A 19,372-nucleotide genomic window follows, 5' to 3' on the forward strand; every position below is an offset into this window, starting at 1 on the left:
AGTGACATCACTTTAATGTCACTACCATTAGAGATATTAGAGAAGATTTAATAAATGGGTGTGAAAGACTTGTTTGGTTTCAATCGAAACACTACATTGTACCATTAATTTTGAATTATCAATTTTGTAATGAAAAAGAAGAAACGATACGTTGGTGAAGGACAAAAGTGGTTTGTTGATTTCCTTCCAAAAGTTGTTTTTGATTCTCTCACTGATGAAGAACGTGTGAATTATCAGGGGTATAGAAACTACCAAAGACATATAGGAGATAGTTCTGTGAAGATTTCAAACTATCAAAAGGAGATTGAAAAACTAACAAATCTTATTAAAGAAGAACAATTCAAGATTAAAGGTGATTTTGAAAATGGGGGTTGGGAGATGAAGGTTAAGATGTTCTATGATAATATTACCCATATTGATAAGAACTTTCAGTTGAATTGTTCCATTGAAAGAAGAGATAGAACATCATTGTCAAAAAGATATATCGATGGAGAGGTAAAGACATTCAAAAAGGTCCCGATCCTAAAAAAACAATACGGAGAAAAGGATATTGAAAGAGTTTATAAGATCTATGGTAGGGTAGAGAATACTCAACATAGAAAACAGATTTACTTTGGTAATGAAAAAGAAATCAGAAAAGTAATAACAGAAATATACGATGAAGATTGGTCATCTGACCCTTACGAGTTTTTAAAGGATGAGTTAAGGATTCTTGTATCCCAATATTCCAGATACAAGATTTTCCATCAAAAATGGGAAGGATTCTTAAAGGAGAAACATAATATGAAATCAGTTAAAGACTGGTGTGATTGGTGTTCAAAGAATGGAGTAGATAGGTACGAATGGGGTGGTAAAAAATCGAATAAGTCTAAATAACTTCGGAATATTCAAAATAAGTTAAATGACACTTTTTCTATCTATTATAATTATTGGGTTAATACTGATTGTAGGATTTTTATCTTCTAAAAAAGGTAATTCGATTTTTATTACAAATTCAGTAAAGAGTTCGGTTGATTTAATTAAAGATTCAATGGACACGAAGTTGTCCGATGAGTTTTGGGGTTATTATATGTATGGTATGGATGTAACCCAAGAAATGAGGAAGGAGTATAAATTCAATCTTTCTAAATTGGATGATTTAAAAAAGAATATTGAAGAATTTAATAAAATTGAAAGTCAAGTACAAAATGTTTATAATCAATATTTTGAACCATACTTTTCCACAAATTGGACCCAATGTGATATAAAAGAGTTTGGGATCGAAAACATTAACAATATTTTTGGGTCAAATGTAATGTCTTGTTTATCTCCTTTTCAAAAGAAAGTTCAAGATGAGTTTAGTAGGTGTAATTTAAAGTTGTATGGACAACCTTTGAGGTTGATTTCAACTGACAGGTTTCATTTACTAATAAATGATTGGGGATTTATTTATGTCGATTTAGAAGACCCATTTCAAAACGATAAAATTTATAGGTGTACTTTGACTATTCCTGTCGAATACCTTGACCATTTGGAAATAGATTATTCGAACACGAAGTTTGAGTTAATCCTGAACACAAAATATTTCAGAAGAGTCTTTGAAAGACTGAACGATGTGTGTGAATTTGAAAAATTGGTTGTTAAAATGGTGAATTTTAATAACATGAGTTTTTTGAAAAAAATAAATTTAGAATCTTTTCAATATCAGGTGATTAAAGAAAATGTTAAAATCTCACTGGATGATTTGATTAAATTGATGATTGAAACGAAAACAATTTCTTTAAACGAATACCTGATAAATGTTGAATTGGGTCGGTTAGAGTTTGATGTTGAAGTTTTTTTAGATATTATTTTTAATAAACAATATTTAGGGTCATTTCACTCCAAAAGAAAGAATAAACTAAAAATCACAAAAACTTCATTAGGTCTTCTTTCCATAGAGGAACTTATAAATTATTATAAGAGTGGATTTAAAGAGAAGGATGATTTATATGAGAATTTTGAGTTGAGTAGTTTTTTAAAAAATATCAGGATTAAAAAACTTCATAATTTAGAATTTTATAAGAAGTGTTTTGACTATCATGTTTTAAGGGATAATGAGAATGAAGAAATTCCATATTTAAAGACAATCCTTTCACACCGATTCTTTTATGATGTTAATGAAAAAGAGAGATTTTTGAAACGAGAATTATTTAGAAATCTAGATGATTTTGATTTAGTTGGTTTAATTGAATCAAACATTAGGAAAGTTGAGAATATTATTAGAATTGAAAAGGGTTATAAAATCGTTGGAACATTCACAAATGAGAATATTCTATTTCAGAAATTACAAAAATACTTTTCTGATTATAAAGTAGTATCACAGGGGAGACCTAAATGGTTAGGTAAACAAAGTTTAGATGTTTTCTTCCCAGACTTCAATATTGGAGTTGAATATCAAGGTGAACAACATTATCGACCTATTGATTATTTTGGAGGTATTGAGAAATTCGAAATTCAACAGAGATTAGATAATAAGAAAAGAGAATTGTGTGGTTTGAATAGTTGTACTTTATTTGAGGTTAGAGAAGGATATGATTTTAATGGTTTAGTTAATACAATTGAAAGTGTAATTACCTCTAAACAATCTTCATAGGTACTTTTCAATTGAATCTAATCTGTTTTGAAATTTGAGATATTTGTTGTCTTTAACTACCATTTCATTAGTATAATTGTGATATTTTTTTAACCATTCGGAATAGTAGTTAATGTAAGTAGTACAAACTCTTTTTACATCATTATACCTTTTTTGTTTCTTGTAATAGATTGATAATCTTTCGTAAACATGACTTCCTTCCCAGTGATGTTCTACCAAGTATTCAAATATTTTTATAGATTCCTCTATATTACCTATTGATTCAAGGTACATCCCTTCTTGTCCTAGTTTAAACAGTCTTTCGAACTCTCTTTCTTCCACGAGTATTTTAGTTAGTTGTTTTAATATTTTATGACTTCCCCATTTGTTGTGATAAATGTATCATTTATAAGATGTTTTATACTATTGATTAGTGTACTTTATTATACTAACGAATTTTTTTTTAATAATAGTTAGGTAAAATGAAAAGGTGGTTTCTCTCGATTCCACCTTTTTCTTTTTTCAAACTTTATTAAATTTTCTATATCTGTTTGAACATAAATCTAAATTTCAGTAATATTGAAAAAATGAGTATGGTCCTTATTGTAATCTTGTTGTAGTTAGTTCAAAATCTTAATCATATGAAAAAGTTGTTATTTGTTCTTTTGGTAGTTGTATTTAGTTCCCTGAAATCATCAGATGTGTTTGGTCAACAATTCCTTTGGTCTACATCTAAAGAAATGAATGATGTAAAATCCATTCCACTAACGATGGTGAAAGAAAAAGTTATGGAATACTATGATACATACGATTATTACGTAGACCATACTGGATATGATATGGAAGGTTTCAATAAATTTATTGAAATATTTGATAAGGATTCAAAAATCAAAAGGTTAAAAGAAGAATTGATTAAAAGTGATTCTAAAAAAATCACAATATGTGTTAAAGGTAATTCAGAGAATAGTTCGGTTACTTCTGTTATACTGATGGGGGAAAAGAATTTTGATATTATTAATTTTACCAATGGTGGATTACCTGGAATTCAACCTACTGGGAATTATAGAAAAGTTAAGTTTGAAAAATGGTTCAACACTTTAATGGAATAATAATTTTCAATCGTTCAAACAACGAAGGGTCTATTATAATACCAATATCATACTTTGTTTGAATTCCAATTGGGAGTATATCAGATTCCAATTATGATACACCTGAATTATTCAATTCCAATTCACACATCCCATTCTTCATTTGGTTCTCCCACTTCATTAAATCCTCTCTACGGATGTATTTCTTGTGAGATGATATTTCTATCATTGGTAATCCAAACCTTCTTCTCCACTCTTCTATGGTACTTCTATTGACCTTATACATCTTCATTAACTCTTGTTTACTTATTCTTTCTTCCATTTAACTTTAATTTATCCTCTTCTCTTTTCATTAATTTACTGAACATTCTTCCGTACCCAACTCTATCCTTATTTACTCTATAAATTTCTAATTCTTGATAGAAGTTCTTTACCAGTTCTGATTTCCTTCTTAATTCGGATACTACTTCATCCATATTATCCATCATTCATTTTATCTCTTTTTTTGTTAGTATTGGTTTTTCCATAGTATATAGTTTTATATGTTGTTAGAGGGATACACCCCACCTTCCTCACTATCTAATTAAAGTAATGAGTGAAGGTGGGGGTGATGTGTTGTTTTTCGTTCAACACCAGGGAGTATTCACACTATTCCTCCATATTCCAATCTTACCTCGGTTCTACCTGATTGGAATCCACCCCTCCGTTTTTGTTATTTCAAACAATGGTGGATTGAAACCAAAGGTTTTTAGATATAATTTCAAGAATTGGTAAGGTGGAGTTAAAAACCCAATTCAATACTATTACACCACTCTAACTCAAAGAATCAAACACCTTCATGATTGAATTTGTAATGAGTTCGTATATAAGTATCAAGGAGTGATGGAAAACGACAAAAAAATAACCCATCAGAGTGGGTTATTTTGAATTTCAATACTATAATTTGAGAAAATAGGTTGAGAAATACCCTCTAACCTCACTTTTCTTATATTCATTTTTCGATATATACCGAAAACATTTTGAGGTGTAAAAACAGAAGTTCTTTGTGGTTTATACCCATTTTGGTTTAAAAAATCACAAATTTCATAGAAGTGTTTTCCCTCATCTTCCCTCATGGTTTTGATGATTTCGAATCTGTTTTCTCTATCCTCTGAAATAGGTATTACCCAAAGATGGGGTGAGGTAACTTCCACATCACATTTTAAGAAATATGAAGGGTTTTCAAACTCATTTAAATACCCCCTATCAAAACTATTCCACCGTCACACTTTTGGCGAGGTTCCTCGGCTTATCCACATCCAACCCTCTCAAGACACCGATGTAGTAAGATAAAATCTGTGTAGGAATCACCGAAACAAGCGGTGCTAATAATTCGTCTACTTCAGGAACCACCATCACGTGATCCGCCATTCCGCGAATTAAAGTGTCCCCTTCAGAAATCACCGCGATGACCATTCCCTTGCGGGCTTTGATCTCTTGGATGTTTGAAACGATTTTTTCGTAGTAGGCATCTTTTGTAGCGATGAATAAAACGGGTAAGTTTTCATCCACTAAGGCGATAGGGCCATGCTTCATTTCTGCTGCCGGGTAACCTTCCGCGTGGATGTAGGAAATCTCTTTTAATTTCAAGGCGCCCTCTAAGGCTACTGGGAAATTATATCCACGACCTAAGAACAAGAAGTCACGTGCGTCTGCATAATGCTTCGCTACTTCTTTGATGGATTCGTGGGTTTCTAAAACCGCTTTTACCTTTTCTGGGATTAAGGCTAATTCTGCCAAATAGCGGTTGTATTCTGCTTCGGTAACGGTCTTCTTCTCACGACCAATTTTGATGGCCATCATAGCTAATACCGTTAATTGTGCGGTAAAGGCTTTTGTAGAAGCTACTCCGATTTCTGGTCCAGCGTGAGTATAAGCACCTGAGTGAGATAAACGGGCGATGGATGATCCTACCGCGTTGACAACCCCAAAAATAAAGGCACCTGCTTCTTTCGCTTTTTCGATAGCAACCAGGGTATCGGCTGTTTCACCACTTTGGGAAATGGCAATTAACACATCGCCTTCGCCTACGACTGGATTTCTGTAACGGAATTCAGACGCATATTCTACCTCAACTGGAATGCGGCAAAGGGTTTCGATCATGTATTCCGCGACTAAACCGGCGTGCCAGCTCGTTCCGCAAGCCACAATGATGATGCGTTTTGCTTGAGAGAAAACGGACATGTGCTCTTCGACGCCTGCCAAAGTCAAGGTCAAGTTCTCCATATCCAAACGGCCACGTAAACAATCCGTTAAGCTGCCCGGTTGGTCAAAAATTTCTTTCAACATGAAATGGTCGAACCCGCCCTTTTCGATTTGGGCTAATTCCATGTCTAATTGTTGTATATACGGTGTAATAGTTTCGTTACCTAAGTTCTTCAGAATGATCTCATCCGGCGTAATAATGGCTAATTCGTAGTCGTTTACGTAGATTACTTTCTTCGTGTATTCGATGATCGGAGAAGCATCCGAAGCTAAAAAATGCTCGCCTTCACCTACTCCGATTACTAAAGGAGAACCTTTGCGGGCTGCGATCAAGCGATTAGGGAAGCCTTCTTCCATCACGATAATCACATATGCGCCTACTACGCGTTTTAACGCAATACGCATTGCCTCTTCTAATGTGGAATTGTTGTTGATTTGGATGTCTTCGATGAAGTTTACCAAAACCTCTGTATCTGTCTCACTTTTGAAAGTGTAGCCTTTTTGGATTAATTCTTGCTTTAAAGACGCGTAGTTTTCGATGATTCCATTATGTACCAAAGTCAAACGACCACTGTTCGAGCTATGCGGATGCGCATTCGCATCAGATGGTTCACCGTGGGTTGCCCAACGCGTATGACCGATACCGACTGTCGCTTCTGAAATGATTTCCTCGTCCCAAGCTTCCAGCTCCGCTACACGGCCTTTTTTCTTGAATGTGTTCACCATATCACCGAATAATGCAATACCTGAACTATCATATCCACGGTATTCTAATCGCTTTAAACCCTTTAAAATAACGGGAAATGCTGGCTGTTTTCCGATGTACGCGACGATTCCACACATAAAAGCTAAAATTTATATTTGTATTATTTAAATAATCGACTCTTGGGGGCTTTTGGCCTAATTTACCTAGCAAATATCTCCAATTACGGGTATAATACCAAATAAATCGGGCATATTTTACTTATCGGTCAATCTTGTTTATAGGATTCTTCCGGGATGCTTCCTTTGAGTCACGATTTTTGTCTATTTTCGTAACACGGCTAACAAAGCTATTCAATCATTCACTATCAATTACATTTATGAAAAAAGTCCTTTTTCTAGGCTTATTATTTTGTGCCTCCTTTAATCTGATTTCCCAAGATTTACGTATCGAACCCTTGAACTGGTGGGTAGGGATGAAGAACCCGAATTTACAATTATTGATTAAAGGGAAAGACCTGAGCGGAGGCGTAGTAACGTCATCGAAGAAGGGGTTGAGCGTGAGAAAAGTAACGAACGCCGATAGTCCTAATTACCTATTTGTAGATTTGATCGTGGAGGCGGGAGCCCAAGCTGGAACGTATCCATTAGTGATTAAGAAGAATGGCACAGTGATCCATACGGTGAATTACTCACTGGAAGCTCGTGCGAATAATTCAGCGAATCGTCCATCGTATTCCACGAAAGATGTCATCTATTTAATCACGCCAGATCGTTTTGCGAACGGTAATCCAGCAAATGACAAAGTCGCTGGAATGCGAGATATGTCCTTGAACAGGGGCGCGTTGTATGATCGCCATGGTGGGGATTTACGCGGGATTTTGGACCATTTGGACTACATTAAAAATATGGGTTTTACCGCTATCTGGAATATGCCGGAGGTGGAAAACGACCAAACCCTAGAAAGCTACCACGGTTACGGGATTACGGATCATTACAAGATTGATCGCCGTTTTGGGACGAATGAAGACTACCGTGAACTGGGGATGAAGACCCAGGCGAACGGGATGTATTTAATCAAAGATATTATCTTGAATCACTGTGGAAATGGCCACTGGTGGATGGAAGATAAGCCGTTCAAGGATTGGATTAATTTTGGTGGGAAATTTACCTCCACTACACACCGCCGCGAAACGGTTCAGGATCCACACGTATCGAAATACGATGCTAAATTACAGACGGAAGGTTGGTTTGTACCAGCGATGCCGGATTTGAATCAGAAGAATCCGTTTATGCAGCAATACATTATTCAAAATACCATTTGGTGGATTGAGTACGCACATTTAGGTGGTTTACGCATCGATACCTACCCGTATTCAATGAAGGAATTCGCGACGATGTGGTCTGATGCGGTATTAAATGAATACCCGAATTTGAATATGGTGGGCGAGGAATGGTCTTCTAATCCAATCATCACATCGTATTGGCAGCGCGGAAAGGTAAACCGCGATGGCTATAAATCATCGTTGCCAGCTTTGATGGACTTCCCATTACAGAATGCAATTTCTGAGGCGATGAATGAAAATGATAAGGATTGGGGCAAAGGGTTGAACAAAATCTACAGCGTCATTTCGAACGATTTAGTGTATGCGAATCCGGATAATTTGGTTGTTTTTGGGGATAACCATGACATGTCTCGTATCTACACCCAAGTGAAGCATGATCAGGCATTGTTGAAAATGGCGATGACCTATATTTTCACAACGCGCGGTATTCCGCAGGTGTTCTATGGTACGGAAATTTTGATGTCAAATCCGAAATCTTCAGAACACGGCGAGATTCGCGGGGACTTCCCAGGTGGTTGGGCTGGCGATGCAAAAAATGCATTTACGGGTGCGAATATGACGACAGACGAGAAGGCGATGCAGGATTTCTTCAAGAAGATTTTGGCCTGGAGAAAAGGTTCGGAGGCGATTCATAAGGGTAAGTTGATGCATTTTGGTCCAGAAAATTCAGGCGAAGGAAACGGCGTTTACGTGTATTTCCGTTATACGGATAAGGCCAAAGTCATGGTCGTTCTGAACAAGAATTCGGATGCACGTGCTATCGACTTAAGCCATTACGAAGAAATTTTGCCGGAAGGAGCGAAAGCCCATAATGTGATGGAATCGACGGATGTCGTTTTCGGCAAAACACTTAGCGTTCCAGGTAAATCAGCTCAAATTTTTGAAATCCGATGAGAATTTTATTCTTCCTTTTATTCGGTTTTTCTGCCTTTGCGCAAGTAACGACAGAAGAGATTTTTCCCTCGGGAGATAAAGAGATTACCTTAATTTTTGATTTGAAGCTCGCGAAAGACTCGCGGGCTTCTGGTCTTTTAGGGAAAACGAGTGACGTGTTTTTATGGTCCGGAGCCGGCGATGCGGATCCCGGAGATGCGTTTAAATACCAGCCCGCTGGCCAAACCAACTTCAGCGCTCCCTTCGACAAAGGAAAGATGACTTCCTTAGGTAACGACAAATGGTCGATCAAATTAAACCCGCGCACCTATTTCAACGTACCCGCTGGAAATCCCATCGTTAAGCTGGGCTTGTTATTAAAAAGCGGTGATGGAAAAGCGCAGACGGAGGATTTTATTCTGAAACTATATGCCGGTGCCTATGCCTTGAAATGGCTTTCTCCTACGGAGCCTTTTACCTTAGCGGAGGGGGGAACTTCCGTAAATGTACGTGCGAAATTTTCTGCGACTTCATCGATTAGTTTGAAATCAGGCGGAACAGTTCTTTCCAGTTCGGCATCTTCTGATTCCATTAATTATACCTATTCTTTAGGTACAGAAAAAGGCAAGTTGCATACGCTAATTTTAGAAGGGACAGCTGGCACCTCCACGATAAAAGATTCGGTACGCATTTTGACCAAGCCTTTAGTGGTGACGGAAGCATTGCCAGCTGGAATTAAGGATGGCGTGAATTATGTGGGTAGCAAAGTGGTGCTCTGTTTTTATGCTCCGTCGACTTCTTTTGTCTATGCGATTGGAGAATTTTCTAACTGGTCTGCATTGCCTGCGTACTTGATGAAAAGGACAGCAGATGGCTTGCGCTATTGGATTGATTTAGGCGTTCAGGAAGCGGGGAAAGAAGTGGCTTATCAGTTTTGGGTGGATGGAAAATTAGCGGTGGCAGACCCGTTGACGGAGAAGATTTTGGATCCTTCAAGCGACGGGTCGATTCCGGCGACAACCTATCCTTCGCTGAAAACCTATCCTGCAGGCGCAAAAGGAATTGTATCCGTTTTTGAATCAGGTGCGACGCCTTACGTTTGGAAGACGGCTTCGTTTACGCGTCCAGCGTCTTCGAATTTGCACGTTTATGAGTTATTAGTGCGTGATTTCGTAGCGGATCGACGTTACAAAACGGTTGCGGATTCGTTAGGATATTTGAAGAAATTAGGGATTAATGCGCTGGAATTAATGCCGGTGGCGGAGTTCTCCGGGAATGATTCTTGGGGCTATAATCCAATCTTTTATACGGCGCCGGACAAGGCTTATGGCACGAAGAACGACTTGAAATATTTGATTGATAAATGCCACGAAAATGGGATTGCGGTCATTATGGACATCGTGTTGAACCAGGCGGATTACGAGAATTCTTATGTGAAAATGTATTGGGATGGGGCAAAACCTATGGCGACGAGTCCGTTTTTTAATCCATCAGCGACGCACCCGTACAGTGTGTTCTTTGACTTTAATCACGAGAGCACCCATACACAATGGCTGGTGGATGTGGTGACGAAGTTTTGGCTAGAAGAGTATAAAATTGATGGCTATCGTTTCGATTTGTCCAAAGGTTTCACCCAAACCCCTTCCGGTTCAAATGTCGATCTGTGGGGACAATACGATGCGTCCCGCGTGAAGATTTGGAAAAGAATCTATGATAAAATTCGTTCCTACGATGCGTCAGCTTATGTGGTTTTAGAGCATTTCGCGGCAAACAATGAGGAGAATGAATTAGGTAATTACGGGATGCTTTTGTGGGGGAATAGCAAATTTGATATGGCTCGTGTGGCACAGGGTTACACCCAAGATTTGAGTAACGTCTCGTATAAAATGCGTGGTTTTACTAACCCGAGTGTGATGAATTACATCGAGTCTCACGATGAAGAGCGTTTGATGGTCGAAGTGACGAATGGAGGCAAAAAAGTCTTCACGGCACAAGAAAAACTGGAACGAATGAAAATGGCTGCGGCTACTTTCTTCACGATTCCGGGACCTAAAATGATCTGGCAATTTGGTGAATTAGGCTATGATGTTTCGATTAATGAGAATGGTAGAACAGGTACTAAACCATTAAAATGGACCTATGTGCAGGATTCAGAGCGTGCTAAATTGCTGAAAGTATACCAGCAATTAGGGGCTTTGAAAACGACTAAGCCTATTTTTACGACGACCGATTTCACGGTGGGTTCTCTATCTGCGGTGAAGCGGAATCTGTTGACGAAAGGCTCGGACTACTTGTTAGTTTTTGCTAATCCGGATGTCAATTCTCAAGTCGTTTCAGCTAGCTTCCCTAAAACGGGTGTTTGGTACGATTATTTTAGTGGCAAGTCCTTTGAGGTGAAAGAGGCGGAAGCGAAGATGAATTTATTGCCAGGGGAATTCCATTTGCTGACGAATGTGGCGTGGAATACAACGAATTTAGGCCTAGTGCCTTGGTCGATCCCTGATTTTAATATCATGGGGGTGGAGTCAGCATCGATAAACGTAAAAGTATATCCGAATCCTTCGCAAGATGTAGTTCAACTAGAATGGGAAGCTGAAATGACTTCCGAAACACTTTTGCGTGTGGTGGATGTTGCGGGTCGCGAAGTACTACAGAAAACCTTGCCTCAAACGAAGGGGTCTAATGCCACGATTTTATCTACTCAAAATATTCCTAAAGGTCTATATTTCATTCAATTAAACAATAGCAAAGCTAAACTTGTTGTACAGTAATATGAAAAAAATCGCCTTCTTGCTGCTATTCGCTAGCCCACTTTTTGCACAAACGAAATCTGATCTTTCTGGTGCGGCAAACTTGTTTGACATTCAATTCACCCCCCAAGAATTAGATACGCTCTATTCTGATGTGGTGGATAATCTGGCGAATTACAAAGCGATGCACAGTCTTTCGTTGAATAATAATGTGCCACTGAGTCTTTGGCAAAATCCGAAACTTCCGGGAATGAAATTTGACCAGACTCAGCGTCCGGTGGTTTGGCCGTCTGTGAAAGCGACGCTACCGGCGAGAAAATCTGATCTAGCTTTCTATTCCATCGATCAGCTCGCTCATCTGCTCAAGACGAAACAAATTAGCTCACTCGAATTAACGCAATTTTTCATCGAGCGGATTAAGACGCACGGTCCTACGTTGCAATGCGTGATTAGTATGCAAGAGGATTTAGCTTTAGCCCAGGCGCGTCAGGCGGACAAAGAAATCGCAGCGGGTGAATACCGCGGCCTGTTGCACGGAATTCCCTACGGTTTGAAGGATTTGTTTGCGGTGAAAGGCACGAAGACGACTTGGGGCGCTGCTCCATATAAGGATCAAGTGATCGATGAAGACGCTTATGTGTATTCGAAATTGAAAGAGTCAGGCGCCGTTTTAGTCGCGAAATTTACCTTAGGCGCCTTGGCGATGGGGGATTATTGGTATGGTGGTAGAACGAAAAATCCATGGAATCTAAATTATGGATCTTCTGGCTCCTCCGCTGGATCTGCCTCAGCAACAGTGGCAGGTTTAGTTCCTTTCGCGATCGGTACGGAGACCTGGGGTAGCATCGTTTCGCCCGCGACTACGTGTGGTGCGACGGGTTTGCGTCCTACCTTTGGGAGTATTTCTCGCTCAGGAGCGATGGCCCTGAGTTATTCCTTGGACAAAGTAGGTCCTATTTGTCGTTCTGCAAACGATGCGGCAATCGTGTTTCATTACTTGCACGGGACGGATGGAAAGGATTTGGCAGCCGTAAATATGCCCTTTAATTACCAGGCAAATCGCCCGATGAAGGGAATGAAGATTGCCTATGCCAAAAACTATTTTGATAAAATCAAAGACACCACTCGCAGCGAGTGGAAGGTATTAGCGGACCTGAAAAAGCAAGGCGTGACTCTGATTCCAGTCGAATTTCCAGACGAAAAAGCCTATCCTTTTAACATCATGGACGTCGTGATCGGGGCAGAATGCGCCGCACAATTCGACGAGATGACGCGCAAAAATATCGACGATCAACTCACCCGCCAAACCAAATACGACTGGCCCAACCAATTCAGAACGGCTCGTTTTGTACCCGCAGTGGAGTACATTAACGCGCAACGTCACCGCTATTTGTTAATGCAAAAGGTGAACGAAGTCGTTTCGCAATACGATGCGATTATTTGTCCTTCCCGCGGAGGCGGAAATCAATCGGCGATCACGAATTTAACGGGTCACCCTGTAGTCTGTGTTCCCACGGGTCTTGATGCTAAAAGTGGCTTGCCCACCGGAATCTCTTTCGTAGGAAAACTCTACGATGAAGGTACCTTATTGCGTATCGCGCAATTTTACCAGGATCACACGGCCCACGAAGAAGTTCATCCTAAGCCCTTTTTATAGTGAGATATCTTTTCCTACTGCTGTCTTTTACCGCTTTCGCCCAGGAGCCTGATTTCCATTACAAAGGGATTTCTTTGACGCTTGATTCTGTCGAGGCTGGATGGGAAGTGCGCAAAGTGCAAGCACAATTAGCGGTGGAAAAGGATCCACTCAAACGCGCCATACTCCAAAAATCTGCTAGCAGTTATGCTTGGTTAGATGCCTTACGCAAGGGCCGAAAGGTGATTTTAGTCAACATTCCTTCCGCTAGGATGCGCGTTTTTTCTGGAGCAGAGGAAGTCCTGAAAATGAAGGTAATCGTGGGCAAAAAGGAGAATCAGACGCGTACTTTACTGAGCAAGGTGGATCAACTGACGATCAATCCTTATTGGTTCATTACCCGTCGGATGGCCACACTTGAATTATTGCCCAAAATTCAGAAAAACCACCAATTCTTAGAGGACAATCAAATCCGGGTGCTAGATGCAAAATACCGTCTGGTGGACGCGCACTCCATCGATTGGTCGAGTCTACATAAAAATAATTTCCCCTATATTTTACGCCAAAACAGCGGGGAAAACAACGCCCTCGGAGCCTTAAAATTCCATTTCAACAACCCATTCAGTCTCTATTTGCACGATACGGACTCGAAGAAATTATTTGCGGCGCCTGAACGCTTCTTCAGCCACGGCTGTATTCGTTTAGAAAAACCTAAGGAACTCGCCTTGTTGCTATTAGGAGAAAATCGCATCGCTCTTGATACCGTAAAGTTTAACCACCATATCAAGAATCCGAAACCATTGGCTTTAAAAGCAAAGGAAGAATATATCTTGGTGATTTGGTATTCGTTGCTGGATTTTGATGAGAAAGGGGAGGTGGTGTACTTCAAAGATGTGTACAAGTAGTCGTTCGCCGGAGGCGAAGTCGTCCTACGGACTTAGTCACGACTGCGTCGTTTGGTCGTTCGCCGGAGGCGAAGTCATCGCTGCGCGATTTAGTCACGACTGCGTCGTTTGGTCGTTCGCCGGAGGCGAAGTCGTCCTGCGGACTTAGTCACGACTGCGTCGTTTGGTCGTTCGCCGGAGGCGAAGTCATCGCTGCGCGATTTAGTCGAGGAGTCGGGTTTGGCCTAAATTCGCGATAATATCCGAGGCTACTAAACTCGATTTCGACTGTGTTTCGACGGCTATATCCGCCGCCAAACCATGTACATATACCGCTAAGCACGCTGCATCCGCATTTGCATACCCCTGCGCACAAAGTGCTGCTGTAATTCCCGTCAAGACATCGCCAGAACCTGCCGTCGCCATTCCATCGTTCCCAGTCGAATTTACAAACTGTTGACCCGATGGTAAGGAAACCAAGGTAGGAGAAGATTTTAAAATCAAATTAGTCGAATGTGCGTGCGTAAAGGCAAAACTCTGCTGTTCACTATTTCCGGAGAACTTTTGGATTCGAGCAAACTCCCCAATATGCGGAGTTAAAATATGGCGCTCATTTAATAGATTCAATAAGTCCGGATTTAATCCCAAAATACTTAATGCATCCGCATCGATCACTAAAGGGCCTAGATAGGTCTCTAGTAAATAACGCACATTGTCCACCGCCTCATCCGAAAATCCGATTCCTGGTCCAATCGCAATCGCATCAAAACTGCTGAGGTCTAATTCACGTAGAGAACCCGTGCTATACATAATTTCTGGATTTCCTGCGAGCAAAGCGGCAATGCCTTCCGAAGGAATCATCGCCGTAACTAGACCACATCCCGCATGCAAAGCCGCGCGCGCGCAAAGAATACCTGACCCTACTTTCCCTGGACTACCCGCAATGACGAGCACATGCCCAAACGTTTTCTTGTGTCCTTTCGTTAAACGGTGTTTTGTGTGGGCGGCTACCCAGTTAGCGTCGATTTGATTCATTTGATAGGTTGGCTACGTCTTTGTAAGTCCAAATGAAAGTAAAAATAATGGGAAAGCGATAGCTTTAGTCGAAACTCGTAGTGAATAATTTTAACAAATAAATCTATCTTGAGGTTATGTTTTGGATGAATGTAAGATCAAGATTTCTTTTTTTAGGGTGTTTGCTTTTCGTATTGACCATCTATGTGGTTGATGCTCAGGTGGTCTCGCGTCAGAAGCAAGGTCAAATGAGAGAATTAAATGCATTAGCAAACAATCAAACAAGGGAAGCTTCTTTGAGAATGTTAGCCATTTGGGATAGTTTAAATACGAATCACCACAATCTGATTTATGATTTAGTTCCTATTTCTTTTTGGGAAAAATCACTTGAAAAAAAAATCCGGCTATCTATCCAAGACAAAGAGGAGGATATTCGTTTGAAAGCAGCCTATGCCTTAGCCCATGTGTATTACGTGCAATTGAAAATCAAGGAGACAGCTCCCTTGATTGACTTTTTATATTCCCACAAGAAGCAATTGACCCGAAAACAATATGGTTCTGTCTTAATAAAAAAAGAGGAGATACATCGGTTTTATAAAGATATTGCCAAAGCGGTAAAGGTTCGCAATGAGCGCGTTGAGAATGGATTCATCAAAACGTATTGGGAGTTGTATTTTGCTGCCGGATTGTATAATGAAGCGATTCAGGATTTTAAATCATTTGAAAAGCTTCCTGAGCGGCCCTTTAGGAATCGAATGATGTATTTCGTTCATTTAGGGGATATGTACTTTGAGTCTAAACAATTAGATAGTGCCTTTCACTACTACCGTATTGGGTTAAAAGAGGTTGATATTTATTTGGACAAAATAAAGCGGAAGGAAATAATCGAGGAGGGAAATTTTCCTTATTGGCGTGGTTGGTTCACCGGATTAATGGCTAATTGCCTAGTGGAAAAAGAGCAGTATGCGCGAGCGAGGCCGATGTTAGACTATTATTTGAAGATGAGCCCAGCGGATCAACGCATTAATAGCCTGATCCCTTTAAGTATTTGCTATTTTCATCTAGGGGAAATTGAGAAGGGGAAAGTGTATTTAGACAATGCACAAGTGCTTTTGCAGCCTACTATGTACGGTCCGAATGAATTTAAATTTCTAAAAGCGAAGTCAGACTATTTTAAGGCCAAAAATGAAATGGATTCTGCCTATTTGTTTTTGGAAGCCTACAATAAGAAAAAGGAATTGTATGAAGCAGGACTTTTGAAAAATCAATCGCTGTTACTACTAGGAAGAATGGAAATTGATAAAAGGCGGACGGAACTAAAGTTAACCCAAAAAGACCTGATAAAAACGAAGGAAGATTCGAGTCTTCAGAAAAAGCAATTATTTCTATCTCTGGTAGGCTTGGTTTTATTAGCCATTTCTACAGCGCTTATCTTAATCAATTACCGTCAAAAGAGTAGAAGTAAAAATATCATTGAGAAAAAAAATATTGAACTAGCTGCCTTCGCTGAGATTAATTTGCGTAAAAGTCAGCACAATGAGCAATTAGTGAAGGAATTGCATCACAGGGTAAAGAATAATCTACAAAATATCTACAGCTTGCTGAATATCCAAAAGCGAAGAATTGTAGATGAGGAAACGAAAGATTTTGTCACCTCGATTCAAAACAGAATAAACTCCATGGCTGTTGTTCATGAAAGTTTATATTCTGATGATACCCGCGATTCGGTTAATTTTGAACACTATGTGAAAAATTTAGTCGACCATATTAAACTTACTTACGAAAAAGAAGATCAACGAATCTCCCTTTCCTATACCATAGATTCGGTTCAATTGTCCCTCGAAAAAATCATTTTACTGGGGTTGATTATTAACGAATCGGTTTCAAATGCCTATAAATATTTGACTAGTGAACAGGGGAATCAATTGTTTATTTCCTTGGAAGTGGCAGCAGATACGTGTACCTTAACTATACGGGATGATGGGCCTGGTTTTGACCCTAAAGCGGTCAATCGAACGAGTTTAGGATTAAAGCTTATCCAAATGATGGTTGTGCAATTAGAGGCATCCTATTCCATGTCTTCAGAAAAGGGAGTAGAACATCGTATTCAATTTAAAGCGTAGCAAAATGGCAGAAAAGAGAATTTTAATTTTAGAAGACGAAATGTTACAGGCGCTCGATTTAAGTGAACTGTTGCAAAGTGAAGGCTATATAACTGAAGTTGCCGATAGTTTTGAAATTGGCATTAAAGCCGTAAAGGAGTTTAAGCCGAAATTAATTATTTGTGATATTAATTTGAAAGCCTCACATACGGGGATTGATTTTGCCAAAGAAGTCAATGCGTTTTACCCTTTGGCAGAAATTATTTTCATCACGGCCATTACGAAACAATCCATTGTGGAGGAAGCGCAAGAAACGGAACCCTTAAACTACATTGTGAAGCCCTGGAAGGAAGAACAAATAAAGGTCACTGTGCACCTGGCGTTCCAATACATTGAAAGTAAAAATAACGATGTAAAAGAGCTGCTAACTATGTCAGAGTACAAAATTTTAAAACTCGTAGCTAAACAATACTCCAGCAAAGAGATCGCGAACCTGTTATTTGTCTCCGAGAAAACGGTGAAGAATCACCGCCATAATATTATCCAAAAATTGAATTTGACTAATGAACCCAATAGTCTGTTGAAGTGGGCGATTCATCAGTCGGAGATTTAGTCTCCCCCTAGCAATTCCTTCAGCCTTTCATAATGCTCTTCTGAGATGTAATAAATAGAGAAACGCTTATCGTCATTTGCCGTTTTACGAATGATCACGTCGTGCATTTTGTAATGAATACTAAAATAGGCGTTGATGGCCTTGATGAGTTTTGATCGTACTTGTCGCTGTGTTTCATATGCATAAGAAGAGAAACCCATTAATTCTGTAAAGGCTTGAGAACTGAAATGATGACCCTTGGGTAAGGCTAAACTAGCTTTTAGAAATTCGTAAGCCCCATCTGGCAAACCATCTAAAATAGAGAATTCAGAATCCGAAATAGTAACAAGTGAATTATTTTTCTGTGCTTTTTTAATCCAAAACCCTAGTAAGAATCCTAAAATCAAAAGAATGATGCCAAAACTTATTTGGAATATAAGTGGTGAAATTGGTTTTACATAGAATTCTCCTTTGTATTTCCCTAATGATTTAAGGTGTGAAATTGAGATGGAATCGACTTTTATATAGTGTTCTAATTTAGTGCTATTCTTACTTTCATGATAAGAATAGATATAACCATTCTTCTCCGAAAGTTCGAAATGTTCACTTAAAAGCGGCACTACTTGATTTATTTCATAAAGTTCATTTTTAAAAGGATCCCCAAGTACGATAAAAGGACCATTTCGAAATAAGAAAACCCCCTGAATAAATGTAGATTCAAATTTATTAACGCCTAATTTCCTTAACAATGAGATATTCAATTCCCCCTTACATTTCCAGCTTACTTCATTAATTTTTTTTTCAAAATAATGATATTGGTGTGAATTATTCTTGGATTGATACTGTGGTGGAAAATCAAGTACAGAAAGCACATCTCTATATTGATTGTAGCCTCCAAAATCTGATCTCATCTGTTTAGGCCCATTTCCATCTGGCATAGATTGAAGTTCCCATTCCTTTGACTTTAGTGAAAAATAAGTTTCAATATTATTTACATGCCAAAATCCATTTCCGCCAACACTATATAAAGTATCTTTTCGAATAAAACGAATCGCTCCAAAGTTATAACCCCTGTAAAACGTCTTATCTATTCGAGTTAACCTTCTCCTGACTTGATCTAGTTGAAATACCTGTCCCGTTCCCTCCAAAATCAATAAAGTACCCATACTATTCGAAAATGGAAATAGTCGTGAATTAAGTGGAATATCTCGGCTTTCTACATTTTCGAACGTAAGGTTCGTCACCTTACTCCATTCGCCTGTCTTTTCCTCCTTCCATAAATCAGCTGATTCAAAATTGATTTGGAAATGCAGGGGACCATCTGGGTCCTTAAAACGCATTTGTGCTTTCAATGGTGCCAAAGAAAAGGAAAAGATTAAACCGACAATTAAACAGATGCGCATAATGACTTTTAAGTAAGTGCTCAATTTAACAAAAAATCAATTCTACTTACGAATCAAACACCCCCCACCTTCGCCTGAAGTATGTGTATTACGTATTTCGCGTAAAACCATATTACAAGACTGAGAACTTCAATGAAATTTGAAG

Annotated in this window: 15 protein-coding genes; 9 read left to right on the plus strand and 6 right to left on the minus strand. The window is 39.1% G+C overall.

Features of this window, described 5'->3' with window-relative positions; genetic code table 11:
- The first annotated feature begins 129 nt into the window (after nucleotides 1–129).
- The 3 genes from SKC35_RS00740 (at nucleotide 130) to SKC35_RS00750 (ending at nucleotide 3,702) form a co-directional block, all read left to right on the plus strand.
- Entirely contained in the window at nucleotides 130–876 is a 747-nt protein-coding gene (locus SKC35_RS00740; protein WP_377977601.1) for a hypothetical protein, read from the plus strand.
- A gap of 25 nt (nucleotides 877–901) precedes the next feature.
- Entirely contained in the window at nucleotides 902–2,614 is a 1,713-nt protein-coding gene (locus SKC35_RS00745) for a hypothetical protein (protein ID WP_377977602.1), read from the plus strand.
- A 620-nt stretch (nucleotides 2,615–3,234) separates the two neighbouring features.
- Complete coding sequence (locus tag SKC35_RS00750; RefSeq protein WP_377977603.1) at nucleotides 3,235–3,702, plus strand: hypothetical protein; 468 nt, start codon at nucleotides 3,235–3,237, stop codon at nucleotides 3,700–3,702.
- Between the two features lie 91 nt (nucleotides 3,703–3,793).
- Here the strand turns inward: SKC35_RS00750 and SKC35_RS00755 are convergent, their stop codons facing one another.
- The 4 genes from SKC35_RS00755 to glmS form a co-directional block, all read right to left on the minus strand.
- On the minus strand, nucleotides 3,794–3,973 hold the full coding sequence (locus SKC35_RS00755) for a hypothetical protein (protein ID WP_377977604.1): 180 nt from the start codon (nucleotides 3,971–3,973) through the stop codon (nucleotides 3,794–3,796).
- Nucleotides 3,974–3,983: 10 nt separating this feature from the next.
- Nucleotides 3,984–4,169, minus strand: a complete 186-nt coding sequence (locus SKC35_RS00760; RefSeq protein WP_377977605.1) for a hypothetical protein — start codon at nucleotides 4,167–4,169, stop codon at nucleotides 3,984–3,986.
- Nucleotides 4,170–4,589: 420 nt separating this feature from the next.
- Complete coding sequence (locus SKC35_RS00765) at nucleotides 4,590–4,874, minus strand: hypothetical protein (RefSeq protein ID WP_377977606.1); 285 nt, start codon at nucleotides 4,872–4,874, stop codon at nucleotides 4,590–4,592.
- Nucleotides 4,875–4,932: 58 nt separating this feature from the next.
- Nucleotides 4,933–6,768: a glutamine--fructose-6-phosphate transaminase (isomerizing) gene (gene glmS / locus SKC35_RS00770; protein WP_377977607.1), complete on the minus strand. Its 1,836-nt coding sequence runs from the start codon at nucleotides 6,766–6,768 to the stop codon at nucleotides 4,933–4,935.
- Between the two features lie 239 nt (nucleotides 6,769–7,007).
- On the opposite strand from glmS, the gene SKC35_RS00775 reads away from it, so the two are divergent.
- Genes SKC35_RS00775 through SKC35_RS00790 form a run of 4 tightly spaced genes read left to right on the plus strand, consistent with a single transcriptional unit; the run spans nucleotide 7,008 to nucleotide 14,137 of the window.
- On the plus strand, nucleotides 7,008–8,867 hold the full coding sequence (locus tag SKC35_RS00775) for a glycoside hydrolase family 13 protein (protein ID WP_377977608.1): 1,860 nt from the start codon (nucleotides 7,008–7,010) through the stop codon (nucleotides 8,865–8,867).
- A complete protein-coding gene (locus SKC35_RS00780) occupies nucleotides 8,864–11,617 on the plus strand; it encodes an alpha-amylase family glycosyl hydrolase (protein ID WP_377977609.1) in 2,754 nt (917 codons plus the stop codon). Before SKC35_RS00775 ends, SKC35_RS00780 begins: the two co-directional genes overlap by 4 nt.
- Before the next feature lies 1 nt (nucleotide 11,618).
- Nucleotides 11,619–13,253, plus strand: coding sequence for an amidase (locus tag SKC35_RS00785; protein ID WP_377977610.1), 1,635 nt, complete (start codon nucleotides 11,619–11,621; stop codon nucleotides 13,251–13,253).
- Nucleotides 13,253–14,137, plus strand: coding sequence for a L,D-transpeptidase family protein (locus SKC35_RS00790; protein ID WP_377977611.1), 885 nt, complete (start codon nucleotides 13,253–13,255; stop codon nucleotides 14,135–14,137). Before SKC35_RS00785 ends, SKC35_RS00790 begins: the two co-directional genes overlap by 1 nt.
- 201 nt (nucleotides 14,138–14,338) lie before the next feature.
- Here the strand turns inward: SKC35_RS00790 and SKC35_RS00795 are convergent, their stop codons facing one another.
- Entirely contained in the window at nucleotides 14,339–15,151 is an 813-nt protein-coding gene (locus SKC35_RS00795; protein ID WP_377977612.1) for an NAD(P)H-hydrate dehydratase, read from the minus strand.
- A gap of 227 nt (nucleotides 15,152–15,378) precedes the next feature.
- Between SKC35_RS00795 and SKC35_RS00800 the strand changes: the two genes are divergently transcribed.
- Complete coding sequence (locus SKC35_RS00800; protein ID WP_377977613.1) at nucleotides 15,379–17,253, plus strand: histidine kinase dimerization/phosphoacceptor domain -containing protein; 1,875 nt, start codon at nucleotides 15,379–15,381, stop codon at nucleotides 17,251–17,253.
- Nucleotides 17,254–17,257: 4 nt separating this feature from the next.
- Nucleotides 17,258–17,845 (plus strand): response regulator, encoded by a 588-nt coding sequence (locus SKC35_RS00805; RefSeq protein WP_377977614.1) that lies wholly within the window; start codon nucleotides 17,258–17,260, stop codon nucleotides 17,843–17,845.
- Here the strand turns inward: SKC35_RS00805 and SKC35_RS00810 are convergent.
- Nucleotides 17,842–19,227 (minus strand): hypothetical protein, encoded by a 1,386-nt coding sequence (locus tag SKC35_RS00810; protein ID WP_377977615.1) that lies wholly within the window; start codon nucleotides 19,225–19,227, stop codon nucleotides 17,842–17,844. The two genes, SKC35_RS00805 and SKC35_RS00810, sit on opposite strands and share 4 nt — an antisense overlap.
- Nucleotides 19,228–19,372 lie beyond the last annotated feature (145 nt).

Origin of the sequence: Aquirufa originis, assembly GCF_042714495.1 — a bacterium.
Lineage (GTDB): Bacteria > Bacteroidota > Bacteroidia > Cytophagales > Spirosomataceae > Aquirufa > Aquirufa originis.